The 15339-nt window shown below is 40.5% G+C and carries 14 protein-coding genes; 12 read left to right on the top strand and 2 right to left on the bottom strand.

Features of this window, described 5'->3' with window-relative positions; all coding sequences use genetic code 11:
- Window positions 1–43: 43 nt before the first annotated feature.
- Both ACEQ81_RS00695 and ACEQ81_RS00700 read right to left on the bottom strand, forming a co-directional pair.
- Window positions 44–919 (bottom strand): hypothetical protein, encoded by an 876-nt coding sequence (locus tag ACEQ81_RS00695; RefSeq protein WP_411030353.1) that lies wholly within the window; start codon window positions 917–919, stop codon window positions 44–46.
- 28 nt (window positions 920–947) lie between these two features.
- Window positions 948–1670, bottom strand: coding sequence for a DUF547 domain-containing protein (locus ACEQ81_RS00700; protein WP_411028918.1), 723 nt, complete (start codon window positions 1668–1670; stop codon window positions 948–950).
- Between the two features lie 237 nt (window positions 1671–1907).
- Between ACEQ81_RS00700 and ACEQ81_RS00705 the strand changes: the two genes are divergently transcribed.
- The 12 genes from ACEQ81_RS00705 to ACEQ81_RS00760 all read left to right on the top strand — a co-directional run bounded on the left by ACEQ81_RS00705 (window position 1908) and on the right by ACEQ81_RS00760 (window position 15338).
- Window positions 1908–3254 carry an NAD(P)/FAD-dependent oxidoreductase gene (locus ACEQ81_RS00705; RefSeq protein ID WP_411028919.1) on the top strand — a complete coding sequence of 449 codons (1347 nt, stop codon included), beginning with the start codon at window positions 1908–1910 and terminating at the stop codon, window positions 3252–3254.
- A gap of 14 nt (window positions 3255–3268) precedes the next feature.
- Window positions 3269–4852: a 4Fe-4S binding protein gene (locus tag ACEQ81_RS00710; RefSeq protein ID WP_411028920.1), complete on the top strand. Its 1584-nt coding sequence runs from the start codon at window positions 3269–3271 to the stop codon at window positions 4850–4852.
- A 43-nt stretch (window positions 4853–4895) separates the two neighbouring features.
- The gene (locus ACEQ81_RS00715; RefSeq protein WP_411028921.1) at window positions 4896–5381 is read left to right on the top strand and encodes a toxin-antitoxin system YwqK family antitoxin; all 486 of its coding nucleotides are present in this window, start codon (window positions 4896–4898) and stop codon (window positions 5379–5381) included.
- Window positions 5381–6070 (top strand): glycosyltransferase family 2 protein, encoded by a 690-nt coding sequence (locus tag ACEQ81_RS00720; protein WP_411028922.1) that lies wholly within the window; start codon window positions 5381–5383, stop codon window positions 6068–6070. The genes ACEQ81_RS00715 and ACEQ81_RS00720 overlap by 1 nt, the downstream gene beginning before the upstream one ends.
- 1 nt (window position 6071) lies before the next feature.
- The gene (locus tag ACEQ81_RS00725) at window positions 6072–7556 is read left to right on the top strand and encodes a cellulose synthase family protein (protein WP_411028923.1); all 1485 of its coding nucleotides are present in this window, start codon (window positions 6072–6074) and stop codon (window positions 7554–7556) included.
- A gap of 169 nt (window positions 7557–7725) precedes the next feature.
- Window positions 7726–9087: a polyprenol phosphomannose-dependent alpha 1,6 mannosyltransferase MptB gene (mptB, locus tag ACEQ81_RS00730; protein WP_411028924.1), complete on the top strand. Its 1362-nt coding sequence runs from the start codon at window positions 7726–7728 to the stop codon at window positions 9085–9087.
- Window positions 9088–9307: 220 nt separating this feature from the next.
- Window positions 9308–9934: a GNAT family N-acetyltransferase gene (locus ACEQ81_RS00735; protein ID WP_411028925.1), complete on the top strand. Its 627-nt coding sequence runs from the start codon at window positions 9308–9310 to the stop codon at window positions 9932–9934.
- A 52-nt stretch (window positions 9935–9986) separates the two neighbouring features.
- The gene (locus ACEQ81_RS00740) at window positions 9987–11177 is read left to right on the top strand and encodes an argininosuccinate synthase (protein ID WP_411028926.1); all 1191 of its coding nucleotides are present in this window, start codon (window positions 9987–9989) and stop codon (window positions 11175–11177) included.
- Window positions 11170–12144, top strand: a complete 975-nt coding sequence (gene argC, locus ACEQ81_RS00745) for an N-acetyl-gamma-glutamyl-phosphate reductase (protein WP_411028927.1) — start codon at window positions 11170–11172, stop codon at window positions 12142–12144. Before ACEQ81_RS00740 ends, argC begins: the two co-directional genes overlap by 8 nt.
- 76 nt (window positions 12145–12220) lie before the next feature.
- Window positions 12221–13021 (top strand): pyrroline-5-carboxylate reductase, encoded by an 801-nt coding sequence (gene proC / locus ACEQ81_RS00750; RefSeq protein ID WP_411028928.1) that lies wholly within the window; start codon window positions 12221–12223, stop codon window positions 13019–13021.
- Complete coding sequence (locus ACEQ81_RS00755; protein ID WP_411028929.1) at window positions 13018–14145, top strand: aspartate aminotransferase family protein; 1128 nt, start codon at window positions 13018–13020, stop codon at window positions 14143–14145. The genes proC and ACEQ81_RS00755 overlap by 4 nt, the downstream gene beginning before the upstream one ends.
- The gene (locus ACEQ81_RS00760; RefSeq protein ID WP_411028930.1) at window positions 14142–15338 is read left to right on the top strand and encodes a glutamate-5-semialdehyde dehydrogenase; all 1197 of its coding nucleotides are present in this window, start codon (window positions 14142–14144) and stop codon (window positions 15336–15338) included. The genes ACEQ81_RS00755 and ACEQ81_RS00760 overlap by 4 nt, the downstream gene beginning before the upstream one ends.
- The last annotated feature ends 1 nt before the right edge of the window (window position 15339 follow it).

Raw genomic sequence — 15339 nt, forward strand, 5'->3', positions numbered from 1 at the left:
ATCTAGAATAGGACTTCTAAAATAAGACAATATGCCTTTTGTTTTAAAAAATACCCCGTAATCCTATGTTAAATGTTTCGCCCAAACCTGTATTACTCCCCCGTACAAAATTGGTGTAGAGGAACTCCAAGTTTAAGGCCTTGGTAAGCTGATATTTTACACCACCGCCCAGTGCCGTAAAATCTTGGGCAAAATCGTTACCCAAATCTATGCGCTGCGAATGTTGTGCCAAAGCCAAGACGGTAAAGTTAGATGTTGGAAAGTAACTAAGGAAAACTCCTGGGGTAAGGTTTAAACTATTGTTGGCAAAACTTTCCTCTTTATCGCCAAAACTTAATTCGGAATTAAGTTCGGTAAACAATTGCCATTTATCTCCCGGAAAAGTATAGTCATAGAAGAATCGGTTCTGCCAGATAAATCCTTTTTGATCTAGAAAAACACCGTTTTCTGTCTCGTTGTCCACCAGCGGAATAAAAAAGGAACTTTGAATAGAAAAGTTACTTACCGAGGCAAAGGGCACAAATTTCACAGAAGGTGCAATTGAGGTTAAACCGGAACGTGCCGTGGTATCATCACCATCAAATTTAAATACATCCAAGGCCTTACGCCCTCCCACAACGTTAGATCTAAATTCCAAGATCACACCTACGTTCCATCTGTTATTTTCCCCTACACCGGTATAGGCCTCCAAAGTGGAAGTGAAAAAGGTTTGCCTGGGCTCATCACCATCGGTAAAGGTACTTTCTGTTTGTGTATATAGGTTATTAAACCATTTTAAATCTACTTGTCCTTTCCCTATTAATTTGGAAGGCGTGTATTGTTGAATATTACTTTTATCTTCTTGTGCCGTCTGGGCCAATATATTTAACGAGATAATTAGCATTCCCGCGAGTAGTCCATATTTTTTAATTGGTCTCATCATTATAGTTTTAAAGTTTATAAATTAATTAGTTGATTGCGTTTAAGGTCCAATCATAAGGGTAGTAAGAAACCTTTGTCCCTTTCGGAAGCTTTTCTGTTCTGTATTGATTAACAAAATCTACCAGGTTGTTGCCGCCTTTGATAAAATCTCCTTTGTACCATTCAAAAATTTGTGAAAGTTTCACCTTGTTTTTGGCAACTTGGATAAAAGAATTATCATTCAAGGCCAATCTGGTCTGTCTTTCCAATTGGGCTTCCAAGGTGGTCGGCAAATAGGCTTCGCTGATTATCGGAGGGCATCCTAGTCCGGCGCAGACCAATACAAAATGAAATCTGGCCTCGTCGGGAAAATTGCCCCGCAGTAATTTATTCTCAATATCGTTCAATGTAATTTTTTCGCCCCCAATATCATATTTGATCTTATCAAAAAAACCAGCCTTGTCCAAAGGCGATTTTATGGGGTAGTTGGCAACGATGCCTTCTATTACGGATAGGTTATAACCGTTTATCCAAAAGGCCTGATATTCTTTAGATTTACTTTTTGAAACGGATATTCCTTTTGCAAGCACCAAAAGTTCGTTAAGATCGGTAGCATTCTCCTTAAGGCCTTTATAGTTCACCTTCCCATTTTTTACATATTTGCTAAAAAATGTATCGGCCTTGGTGAAGAATTCCGAAGTGTCCTGGCCATATCCAACGACACATGTAAATAAAAAAAATGCGGTAAAATTAAGTAGTAGATTTTTCACTGTTAATGGTTTTAAATGAATTTTACTGCCGCTTAGGTCGACAAGATTTTTAGAACCCTACAGTAATCTTAAAATTTTATGATTTATTTAAGATATTGTTAATCAGCATGTTACGCGTACGTGAAAGGTATGCAAACCTTACAATAAAAAGCGATATTTAAAATCTTTCTAAATTGACACTTGAATATTAAGTTCTTATATTTAAGGGCGACCTAATATAACATCCAACAAGAGCAAATGGAAAACATAGTTATTATCGGCAACGGTATCGCCGGGGTATCGGCTGCCAGACATATCCGAAAACTCTCCGACAAAAGAATCATCATCATATCTGCTGAGACCGATTATTTCTTCTCCCGTACAGCACTAATGTACGTGTATATGGGACATATGAAGTTTGAACATATTCAACCGTATGAGAATTGGTTCTGGGAAAAGAATAGAATAGACCTTGTTAGGGGTTATGTAACCCAAGTAAATCACACGGAAAAAAAATTATTGGTAGACAACTCCAGAACAGTGGCTTATGATAAACTAATTATTGCCACAGGGTCTAAGCCCAATAAATTTGGATGGCCAGGACAAGACCTGCATGGCGTGCAAGGTCTTTATTCCAAGCAAGATCTAGATCTGTTGGAGGTACATGCCCCCAATAAGGAAGTTTGTAAAAGAGCGGTCATTGTTGGCGGAGGACTTATAGGCATAGAGCTTGCGGAAATGTTGAGAAGTAGAGACATCCCCGTTACCTTTTTAGTTCGCGAAAAAAGTTTTTGGGACGGTGTACTACCCCAGGGAGAATCGCAAATGATCAATGAGCATATTTTGGAACACCATATCGATCTAAAATTAGAGACCAATCTAGTAGAGATTATTGCTGATGAAAATGGCAGGGCAAAGGCGGTAACCACGGATAAGGGAGAAACCATTGCATGTAATTTGGTAGGCCTTACGGCCGGGGTTTCCCCAAATATAGATTTCCTAAAGGACTCGGGTATTGCGTTGGGAAGGGGAGTAAAAGTAAACCGCTTTCTGGAAACTAATATTGAAGACATTTATGCTATTGGCGACTGTGCGGAACAGCACGAAGCAATAGGCAGCAGACGCCCCATTGAAGCCGTATGGTACACAGGACGTATGATGGGCGAAACCGTGGCACAGACCATTTGCGGCAATAAGTTGGAATACAAGCCTGGCCATTGGTTCAATTCTGCAAAATTCCTGGATATAGAATATCAAACGTATGGTTGGGTCTTTACGGCCCGAAGTAAAAAAGAAAGTGAAGCACATTTTCATTGGAGGCATCCACAGGAAAAAGTCTGCGTTACTATTGCCTATCATAACGAAACTAGACAGTTTTTAGGCATCAACACCTTTGGGATACGGATGCGCCATGAGATTTTCGATAGATGGCTTACTGAAAGCCGAAGCGTTGACCACGTTATGGAATTTCTAAAGGACGCCAATTTTGACCCTGAATTTTACGAAAATTATGAAAAGGATATTATATCAAAATTTAATTCGGATATGGGTACCACATTGGCAGTAAAGAACAAAAGTTGGAAACGCATCTTTAAAACCGCTTAAACCATTATTAAGATATGAGCACTTACGATAAAAGTATGGCCCTTACCGGGCAACCCCCAAGCAGCCTTAGCAAAGGACAAAAAATTGCCACGTTAATAGGTATGGTGGGCCTTGGTATTTTATTGCTTGCCGCGTTCAATATTAATTTCCCAAATAAAGGCCTATGGCTCTCTGTTTCCTTACTTGCCATAATTGGAGGTACGGTATGGTTCTCCAAGGAGGCCTATGGCGGTAAACAGAAGGGTATTAAAAACGATGGGGTTTGGTTTAAATCAATCTCGGCACAAGGGCTTTATGCTTGGTTGGCGGGTATTGCCCTTACCGGGTTTTACATTGTATTGTATTTCTTCCCTGCCTTTCTTGGGCTTTCGGCCAAGGGAGACAATACCGGTGTTATTGCACTTTTTGATCCATTGAGCAAAATGCTGAGCGGTAACCCGGCAAGTCAGTGGTTTGTGTATGGCACGCTGTACACCGTTGCTATTTTGGCTTTTGGTATTAAATTTATTTGGAAATACAGACATAACCGATACGAGGTTATTAGAACCTCTAGCGTTATGTTCTTTCAGACGGCCTTTGCTTTTCTAATCCCTGAAATAATGGCCAGGCTCAATGGTAAAATCCCATATTACGATCTAAAAAATATGTGGCCGCTCAACTACTATAACTTTGAACGGTATAGGATAAACGCCTTTATAGATTCTGGGGATGTAGGCATGGCGATGCTCATTTTCGGTATTGCATCCATTTTTATTATTTCACCTATCCTCACTTTCAAATATGGGAAACGCTGGTATTGTTCGTGGGTCTGTGGCTGCGGAGGATTGGCAGAAACTGCAGGCGATTCCTTTAGGCAATTGAGCGATAAAAAAGTATCTGCCTGGAAAGTAGAGCGTTGGGTAGTACACAGTGTAGTTGTATTTGTAACATTGATGACCACCGCCGTAATCTACTCTTATCTGGGTAACGACACCAGCAAATACTGGCTTACAAAAAGCACCTTTTTAATTGGGGTGGCTTCTATACTTACCCTTGTGTTTGCCTGGGTAATGATATACAAAAGGGAACAACTCCAAAAAGATGCGAAGTACGGAGCTATCGGTTACTTTATAGTTATAATGGCACTGATCGGTTTTCACTTCTTTAGCGGTGATGGTAATGTATTCTTGTTTAAATCCGAAACCCTTCGCAAGACCTATGGATTTTTGATTGGAAGTATCTTTTCCGGTGTTATCGGTACAGGTTTCTATCCTTTGCTTGGCAACCGGGTATGGTGCAGGTTTGGATGTCCCATGGCAGCCATTTTAGGATTTCAACAACGTTTGTTCTCTAGATTTAGGATTACCACCAACGGGGGGCAGTGCATTTCTTGTGGTAATTGTTCTACCTATTGCGAAATGGGTATAGACGTCAGGGCCTATGCACAAAAAGGAGAGAACATAGTACGTTCTAGTTGTGTAGGATGTGGTATCTGTTCAGCAGTATGCCCACGTGGGGTGCTTAAACTAGAGAATGGCCCTTTAGAAGGTCGTATAGACAGTAATCAGGTACTCTTAGGAAATGATGTAGACCTTATGGACCTTGTAAACCAAAAATAAACAGCTGTTTTTGTATCGTTCATAAAAACAAGAAATTATAGCAATGTTCTCCAAATCATTATTACTAACCTTAGGATTAATCCTCTTTGGCAACCTTGTGGGTCCCAAGAATATCTATCATAAAGATTACTATGCCAACGGTACCATAAAATCAGAAGGGTGGACAAACAGTCATGGCAGGGATGGTTTCTGGAAGTTTTATCATGCAAATGGGAACAAATCGGAGCAAGGACATTACCGCCATGATATTAGAGAAAAATACTGGTACTTTTACCGAAGCAATGGAAGCCTCAAAAAAGAGGGACATTATAAACATGGAAAAAGTGTAAATTGGTGGCTTTATTATGACGAAAACGGCAAGGTGAGTCATAAATGTCAGTTAAGAAATGGTAAAAAAAATGGCTACTGCCTTAAATATATGGATGAGAAGTTAAGTTCGGCCGAAAAGTACTCCAACGGAAAAAAAATTAAGGAGTGGTATAGCTTCAGAAGCTTCAAAAAAGAAAACAACCTGTCCGATTTAAAATAATGAAGGATATAAAGGTAATTATTCCGGCGTTCAATGAAGGAGATTCCATTGCCCACGTTGTTCAGGAACTGCCAAAAATGGTTTCGGAAATAATAGTTGTCAACAATAGTTCTACGGATTTAACAGGTGAGAATGCCCTAAGGGCGGGGGCCACGGTACTAACGGAAAATAGAAAAGGGTATGGCCATGCCTGCCTATGTGGAATGGAATATGTGGCCAAACAATCCAAAAGACCCGATATCATCGTATTTATCGACGGAGACTATTCTGATTACCCGGAGGAACTCTCCAAAATAATTAAACCAATCATTGAGGAAAACGTCGATTTTGTTGTTGGCGCAAGGGCTAAGGCACTAAGAGAACCAGGATCCATGACCCCACAACAAATCTTTGGAAACCAATTAGCCACTTTCCTGATGAAATTGTTTTTTAGGGCAAAATTTACAGACCTAGGGCCTTTTAGAGCAATAAAATATGACAAGTTGTTAACATTGCAAATGGAGGACAAAACATATGGTTGGACCGTAGAAATGCAACTGAAAGCCATTAAGAGAGGACTGACATATGCCGAAGTACCAGTACGTTATAAAAAAAGAATTGGAATATCCAAGGTGTCAGGTACCGTAAAAGGTAGTATATTTGCGGGCATAAAAATCCTTGGTTGGATCTTTAAATACAGTATTAAATAATATGGGACTAACAATTGCTTACATCATCATCGGAATTTATAGTATTGCGTTATTGCTGATATTCTTTTATAGCCTTGCCCAATTGAACCTGCTGGTAAACTATTTAGGCTATAAAAGACGTAACCAAGAGGCACCTAAATTTAATCTGCTAGATCCCAAGGAAATCCCGTTCGTTACCATACAACTCCCTATCTATAACGAAGAATATGTTGTAGAGCGATTATTGGAAAACATTGCTAAAATTGAATACCCCTCCAGCAAACTGGAAATACAGGTTCTGGATGATTCTACGGACGACTCCGTAATAGATACGGCAAATAGAATAAAAGCACTTCAGGAAACCGGATTGGATATTACCCATATTAGACGAGAAAACCGCACGGGGTATAAAGCCGGCGCATTAAAAGAAGGGCTAGATATTGCCAAAGGCGATTTTGTAGCAATTTTCGATGCCGATTTTCTTCCCGATGGCGATTGGTTAAAGAAAACCGTAATCTATTTTAAAGATGAAGAAATAGGTGTGGTTCAGACTCGTTGGGGACATATCAACAGAGAATACTCCACCTTAACAAGAATACAGGCTTTTGCCTTGGACGCGCATTTTACCTTGGAACAGGTAGGAAGAAACGCGAAAGGACATTTTATCAATTTTAACGGTACTGCAGGTATCTGGCGAAAAGAATGTATCCTAGATGCCGGTAACTGGGAAGGTGATACGCTAACGGAAGATTTAGATCTTAGCTATCGTGCGCAGCTTAAAGATTGGAAGTTTAAATATTTGGAAGATGTAGAAACCCCTGCCGAACTACCCGTTGTAATCAGTGCGGCCCGTTCACAACAGTTTCGTTGGAACAAGGGAGGGGCAGAAAATTTTAGAAAAACGGTATGGAGCGTAATTACCGCCAAGAATATTTCCTTTAAAACAAAATTCCATGGGGTTATGCACTTGCTCAACAGCTCTATGTTTCTTTGCGTATTTTTGGTAGCCATATTGAGCATCCCAATGCTGTACATAAAGAATATTTACGGGCATTTGGGCTGGGTTTTTGAAGCAACTAGTTTCTTCATCCTTAGTACTATTATCCTCTTTGTCTGTTATTGGTTCACCTACAGAAGTATACAAGGCAACAGTTTCGATAATTTTGTTGATTATATAAAACTGTTCTTTACCTTCTTTTCCGTAGCCCTTGGGTTCTCCTTACACAACTCTATGGCGGTTTTGGAAGGACATATGGGAAAACGCAGTGAATTTGTTAGAACGCCAAAATTCAACATAAACAACCTTACCGATAGCTGGAAAGGAAATAAGTATTTGGCCAAGAAGCTTTCCCCGAACATGATTTTGGAGGCTGCCCTTATGATCTACTTCCTCTTTGGAATGTACAGCGCCATTCCTCTTAACGATTTTGGATTGTTTCCCTTTCATTTTATGTTGTTCTTGGGCTTTGGCTTTGTATTCTTTAAATCACTTACGGCAAAAGCCTAACAAAGCAACATCTTTTTAGAACACAATAACTCCAAGATTTAGGGGTGTTCACCCTTATACCCCTTAAGGCAACGCGGCCTTAGGCATTCCTTTTTCCCCAAAAAATTAACAGGCCCTATTTAAATTTAATTTCTTATTTTTCCATCCCTTACGCCAATTTCAAACCACCATGCCAAAGCGATTGATCCCATATTGGAAGCTTCATAAATTTCCTATACTTATGGTGCTGATAAGTATGGGCTTTTACTTTGCATTTGCTTATAACTTGGAGCGGACGGACTTTCTAAAATTGATTACGCTTTTTACCGGGTTATTTTTTCTTCATTTTAAACTTATTCAGTTCGAAAAATGGAATTTCAAATTCCTTCTGCTTGCCGGAATCTTTTTTCGTTTGGTATTTCTGATGGCGGAGCCAAACCTTTCCCAAGATTTTTATCGATTTGTCTGGGACGGGGAACTTGTGCAACAGGGCATTAATCCATATCTGCATTTACCCGATGCACTAATTCAAGACCAAAACGGTGTTATTGCCAATGCAGCACAACTGCACAAGGGCATGGGAGACCTTAGTGCATCGCATTACAGCAACTACCCTCCCCTCAATCAGTTGATTTTTGCATTGGCGGCTATGCTCTCCGGAAAAAGCATAATGGGAGCTACCATAGCAATGCGCATAATCATAATCTTGGCAGATATCGGCATCTTCTATTTTGGAAGAAAGTTGCTTCAAAAACTGAACAGTTCTCCGCACCTTATTTTTTGGTATTTTATAAACCCATTGGTCATTATAGAATTAACCGGAAACCTCCATTTCGAAGGTGTAATGCTTTTCTTTTTTATCTGGGCACTTTACCTTCTGTTGGCTAAAAAGCTTTTGTTATCGGGCGTTATCTATGCTCTATCAATTTCAATAAAACTAGTACCCTTGCTTTTTCTTCCACTTTTTTTTAAACATTTGGGTTTTAAAAAATCCCTAGTGTTTTATTGTGTTGTTACCATTGTTTCGGTTTTGCTGGTAATACCTTTTTTTACCTCCGAGTTCATTACCCATTATTCCGAAACCGTAGGACTTTGGTTTTCCAATTTTGAATTCAATGCCGGATTGTACAATGTTATAAAACAGATAGCAATACAGTTTGATGCAAAACCATGGGAACTAATAAAGACCTACGGAAAAATTACTCCTATGGTTACTATCTTTATTGTACTTGTTTTCACTTTTTTAAGAAAAAACGAAAAGTTCCATGTGCTCATGGAGTCCATGTTATGGGTATTGGCCATTTATTATTTTATTTCCCCAACCGTTCATCCTTGGTATATAGTCTTCCTTATTTTACTTACAATTTTCACGGATTATAGGTTTTCTTTAGTGTGGTCTTTAGCGGTGGTTCTTAGCTATTGGGCATATTCCAATAGTGATTATAAAGAAAATTTGATGCTGCTGGCCTTTGAATATATTGTAGTGTATGGATTCTTGGTTTACGAAATCCTCAGATTGCGAGGTAAAAAAATACTATTTCACAAAAATTGATCGTTAAATTATGTGTTTTCAGTTTAATTTGTACATTTGATTCGAAATGAATAAGCAAGCACATATATACACTTCTTTCTGGACATCAGCTCCGGTTACTTCATTTGTGCCTACTCGCCGCCGCCCGTAAGGGTGCAATCCAATTATGGAAATAGGTGAGTCCATTTCCGCAGAATCCACACAATTATTCAAGTTTTTATAGTTTTAAAGTTAATCGGCAATGGAAATTGTTATTGCTAACGAAGCACATTTTAAATACGCACAGATCATCTGCGACACTATTGGCGAATCGGCCAAAGTAAGAGGGACCGGAATTGCCAAACGTACCCCGGAATATATCCTTAAAAAATTAGAAAATGGTAATGCCGTAATCGCCTTGGACGGGGAAACCTTTGCCGGTTTCTGTTATATAGAGATTTGGGGGCATAAAAAATATGTGGCCAACTCTGGCCTTATCGTACATCCAACCTACAGAAATCAAGGGCTGGCGAAGAAAATAAAGAAAGCCATCTTTGAGCTCTCCAGAAAAAAATTTCCCAATGCCAAAATCTTCGGGATCACTACCGGATTGGCCGTAATGAAAATTAATTATGAGCTTGGTTACAAGCCTGTTACGTTCTCCGAGCTTACGGACGATCCTGAATTCTGGAAAGGTTGTCAAACTTGTAAAAACTTTGATATCCTAACACGTACCGAGCAAAAAATGTGCTTGTGTACCGGCATGTTGCACGATCCAAAGGCAAAACCGGTAAGCGAAGAAAAAGAAAATCTAAACGGAAGGGCATTTAAAAGATTGAAACGGATAAAAGAAAACCTATTCCTAAAAAAAGCAAAGAAGAACGGCTAGGTCATAAAAAATAATGTTCGACCTGTTTTACATCGAACTCAAAAAAAATAGAATGAAGAAATTAGTTTTAGCATATAGTGGTGGGTTGGATACTTCGTATTGCGCAAAGTATCTATCCGAAGATCAAGGGTACGAAGTACATGCGGTAAGTGTAAACACCGGAGGATTTTCGGAACAGGAAATTGCCAATATTAGGGAAAAGGCATTGCAGTTGGGGGCAAGCACCTATACTTCGGTAGATGCCGTACAAACATTTTATGACAAAGTGGTAAAATACCTGATTTTTGGGAATGTCCTAAAGAACAACACCTACCCACTTTCGGTAAGTGCCGAACGTATTGTACAGGCCATAGAGATTGTTACCCATGCCAAAAAAATAGGGGCCAACTTCATTGCCCATGGCAGTACGGGTGCCGGAAACGACCAAGTGAGGTTCGACATGATTTTCCAGATCATAGCCCCGGAAATTGAAATTATCACTCCAATACGGGACAACAAACTGTCTAGGGAATCAGAAATTGAATACCTAAAAAGCAATGGTGTTGACTACTCCTGGGAGAAAGCAAAATATTCCATTAACAAAGGACTTTGGGGTACATCGGTTGGTGGAGAGGAAACGCTTACATCCAACCTTCCATTACCGGAAACCGCCTACCCAAGTCAGTTAGAGGTAAAGGCACCCAAAAATGTAACGTTAACATTCCTAAAAGGAGAGCTGATCGCAATAGATGGACAGCAAGATAAGGCCATAAATAATATTGAGAAATTAAACACTTTGGCCTCCAAATATGCCATAGGGCGAGACATACATGTGGGCGATACCATTATCGGCATAAAAGGAAGAGTAGGTTTTGAAGCGGCAGCCTCCCTCATCATAATAAAAGCACATCACCTTTTGGAAAAACATACCTTAAGCAAATGGCAACAGTACCAAAAAGAGCAACAGGGTAATTTTTATGGAATGCTTTTACATGAAGGAAACTACTTGGATGAGGTAATGCGAAATATTGAAGCCTTCCTTACGGATACCCAAAAGAATGTTTCTGGCGACGTTTCGGTTACCTTGCTCCCTTATCGATTTGAGCTGAACGGCATCGTGTCCAAACACGATCTAATGAACGCCTCCTTCGGCAGCTATGGTGAAATGAACAAAGGTTGGACGGCAGATGATGCCAAGGGATTCATCAAAATTCTGTCCAACCCAGGAAAAATATACAATCACGTAAATCTAAATCATGATTAAAGCAGGGATCATAGGTGGTTCTGGGTACACGGGCGGGGAGCTCATCAGAATTTTATTGACACATTCCGAGGTGGCGATCAATTTTGTATATAGCACCACAAGGGCAGGGAAAAAAGTAAGCACCGCGCATCCTGATTTATTGGGACTCACCGATATGGAATTTACAGACAAGGTAAATCTAGAGGTAGATGTGGTTTTCCTATGTTTGGGCCATGGTAATTCTACCACATTTTTAAAAACACATGGTTTTTCCAAGAACACCAAAATAATAGATCTAAGTAACGACTTTAGATTGGCAGGGGATGCAAAATTTGAAGGAAAGCAATTTATATATGGCTTGCCAGAACTGAACATGGCTCAAATTAAAAACGCCCAATTTATTGCCAATCCCGGATGTTTTGCAACAACGGTCCAGCTTGGCATTCTACCTTTGGCCAAAGCCCAACTTCTACAGCACCAGGTACATATAAATGCGGTAACAGGTAGCACAGGTGCAGGGGTAAGTCCTTCGGCAACCTCGCACTTTAGTTGGCGAAACAACAATGTGTCTTGGTACAAACCATTTACACACCAACATTTGGGGGAAATTGAGGAAAGTCTTGGTTCGCTACAACAAAATTTTGGTAAGTTGTTTTTCCTTCCCAACCGTGGAAATTTTACAAGGGGCATCCTGGCTACGGCCTACACCAAGTTTAATGGAAGTCTTGAAGAGGCCTGCGAATTATACGGCGATTTTTATTCCGAAGCAAGGTTTACCCATCTTTCAGAAGCACCCATTGCACTCAAACAGGTAGTGAACACCAACCATTGCCATATTCATTTGCACAAGCACGATGATGTTCTACTGATTACCTCTGCCATAGACAACCTTTTAAAGGGAGCTTCCGGACAGGCGGTCCAGAATATGAATTTAATGTTCGGCTTTAAAGAAGAACAAGGTTTACAACTAAAAGCAGGAGTATTTTAAAATAATGATGTTGGACAACATCAAAAAATGTATAAAACCAAATGCCCAAAAATTGGGTATCCAAAAAGATCAAAAAATGAAAATAGCCATCATAGGAGCAGGTAATTTAGGGCTTTCCATAGCCAAGGGCATCTTAAATTCTAACGGGGCCACCACCATGTACCTTACCAAAAGGAATACGGCCGAAATCTCCGATTTTGAAAAGTATGGAAATGTAACGGTAACCAAGGACAATAGGGCGGCCGTAAAAAATTCGGATATCTTAATTTTTGCTGTACAACCAAGTCAGTTAGGGCATATTCTTGGGGACATTAAGGATCTACTTACCGAAAACCATGTGGTAATATCAACAATTACAGGGTTTGGTATTGCTAAAATAGAAACCCTGATCGGCAAGGATAAGAACATCATCAGAAGTATGCCCAATACGGCCATTTCGGTAGGCAAATCCATGACCTGTATCTGTAGTAACGAAAAAGGGAAAAACCGTATTGATCTTGCCAAGGCCATTTTTAATAGGATGGGACATACTATGGAGATTCCGGAAGAACAAATGCAGGCCGCTACGGTGATTTGCGCAAGTGGGATCGCCTTTTGGATGCGTCTAATACGCGCTACAACACAAGGTGCCATACAATTAGGTTTCGATGCCAAAGAAGCACAGGAACTTGCCATGCATACCTGTAATGGCGCCGCAGGATTGTTAATAGAGTCGGGCAGTCATCCCGAGGCTGAAATAGACAAGGTTACCACGCCAAAAGGTTGTACCATTCAGGGACTCAACGAAATGGAACATCAGGGGTTAAGCTCCTCCCTAATCCAAGGGATAGTAGCCTCTTTTGAGAAAATAAGCAAAATAAAAGAGGGTCAGTTATGAATTTGTTCGATGTATACCCCTTGTACGATGTAACGCCGGTGTCCGCCAAGGGTATGGTGGTAAAGGACGATAAGGACCAAGAATATCTCGATTTTTACGGCGGCCATGCCGTAATTTCCATTGGTCATTCGCACCCTACCTATGTAAAACGATTGAAGGATCAGTTAGATAATATCGGGTTTTATAGCAATGCCGTAAAGAATCCGTTACAGGAGGAACTGGCTTCCAAACTGGGAAAACTTAGCAACTGTAAGGATTACAATCTGTTCTTATGCAATTCTGGGGCAGAGGCCAATGAAAATGCATTGAAGTTGGCCTCTTTCAAGAACGGCAAATCGCGGGTAATCACATTTAAAAATAGTTTTCATGGTAGAACCTCAGCGGCGGTAGCCGTAACGGATAATGAAAAAATAAATGCCCCAATCAACAAACAACAAAAGGTAACCTTTTTACCTTTTGACGATATAAAGGCTTTTACCATCGAAATCGAAAAGGGCGATGTATGTGCCGTAATCTTGGAAACCATACAAGGGGTAGGCGGTTTGGATGAACCCACGACCGAATTCTATCAAAATGTAGCCAACCTGTGCAAACAGCATGGGGTAGTTTTAATCGCTGATGAAATACAGTGCGGCTATGGCAGAAGTGGCAAATTTTTCGCCTTTCAGCATCACAACGTGCATCCAGATATCATCACTATTGCCAAAGGAATGGGCAATGGATTTCCGGTAGGCGGGGTACTCATCCATAAAGATATTGAGGCATCATACGGGTTACTGGGCACTACCTTTGGGGGTAATCATCTCGCGTGTGCCGCCAGTTTAGCCGTATTGGAAGTGATAGATGAGGAAAACCTTGTTCAAAATGCCGCCAATATCGGAACGTATTTTAAAGAAAAAGCTGCCACCCTACCACAGGTTCAAAAAACCAAAGGGCGGGGGTTGATGCTTGGGCTTCAATTTAATTTTGACGTATCGGAACTTAGAAAAAAACTGATTCATAAACACCACTTATTCACAGGGGGCGCAAAGGACAAACATGTGCTTAGAATCTTACCTGCACTTAACTGCAAAGAACAACAAATAGATTTGCTGTTCAATGCATTAAAATCAGAATTGTCATGAGTATAAATTCATCCCTAACACAGCGCAATGCGGTGCTCAACACAATGGCCCAACTGGTGAAACAGGAGCGATCTGGCCTATTGGCGGCGAACAAAACAGATCTTGAGGGTTTTGATCAGGACGATATTGCCATGTTAGACCGATTAAAAGTTGACAAAGACAAAATTAACGGCATGGTCCTTTCTTTGGAACAACTTGCCAACGAGCCCGACCCTCTTGGTGTTGAGCGTTTCCGAACAGTTCATGAAAACGGCATGGAGATTAGCAATAAAACAGCTCCTTTTGGTACGGTTTTTATCATTTATGAATCTAGACCAGATGTTACCATAGAGGCAGCGGGGATAGCATTTAAATCGGGCAACAAGATTTTATTGAAGGGCGGCAAGGAGTCCCTGAACAGTAATTTGTTCTTGGTGAAGTTATGGCATAGGGCATTGGAAGAATCGGGTGGTTCAACAGCTTGGGTTACCTATTTGGAATTTGATAGGCAACAAACCCAATCTTTTTTGGAGCATCCCACTCAAAAAATTGATCTTATTGTACCTCGTGGTGGTGAAAAACTCATCGCATTTGTAAAACAGCATGCTAGCTGTCCGGTAATTGTAAGCGGTAGGGGAAACAATTTTGTATATGTGGATACGGAGGCCGACTTACAGATGGCCTTGGACATAGTTGTTAACGCTAAAGTTACCAAGATATCGGCCTGTAATGCCCTGGACAAGGTTTTGATTGCAGCCGATATGCCCAGAAAACAACAGTTTATCCAACGTCTAATATCGGAGTTACAAAAAAGTAAGGTCACAATTCTAACAGATGAGGCGCTCTCTAGTTTAGAAGGCACTTCCAAAATAGAAAACAAGGATATATGGTACGAGGAGTTTTTGGATTATAAGATCGTACTTGGTCAAGTACCCACTTTGGAAGAGGCCATACACAAAATCAACACCTATGGCGGTGGTCATTCTGCAGCAATAGTTACCTCTAATGATGAAAAGGCCGGTCAGTTTATGCAGGCAGTGGACTCCGCTGCGGTATACCACAATGCCTCTACACGATTTACCGATGGCGGACAATTTGGTCTGGGCGGGGAACTGGCCATAAGTACCGATAAATTACACCAAAGAGGCCCTATAGGGCTGCATCATTTGGTTACCAACAAATGGTATGTTAAAGGAAGTGGACAAACACGATGAT

This window comes from Spongiimicrobium sp. 3-5, from assembly GCF_046557915.1.
Taxonomy (GTDB): Bacteria; Bacteroidota; Bacteroidia; order Flavobacteriales; family Flavobacteriaceae; genus JBHEBG01.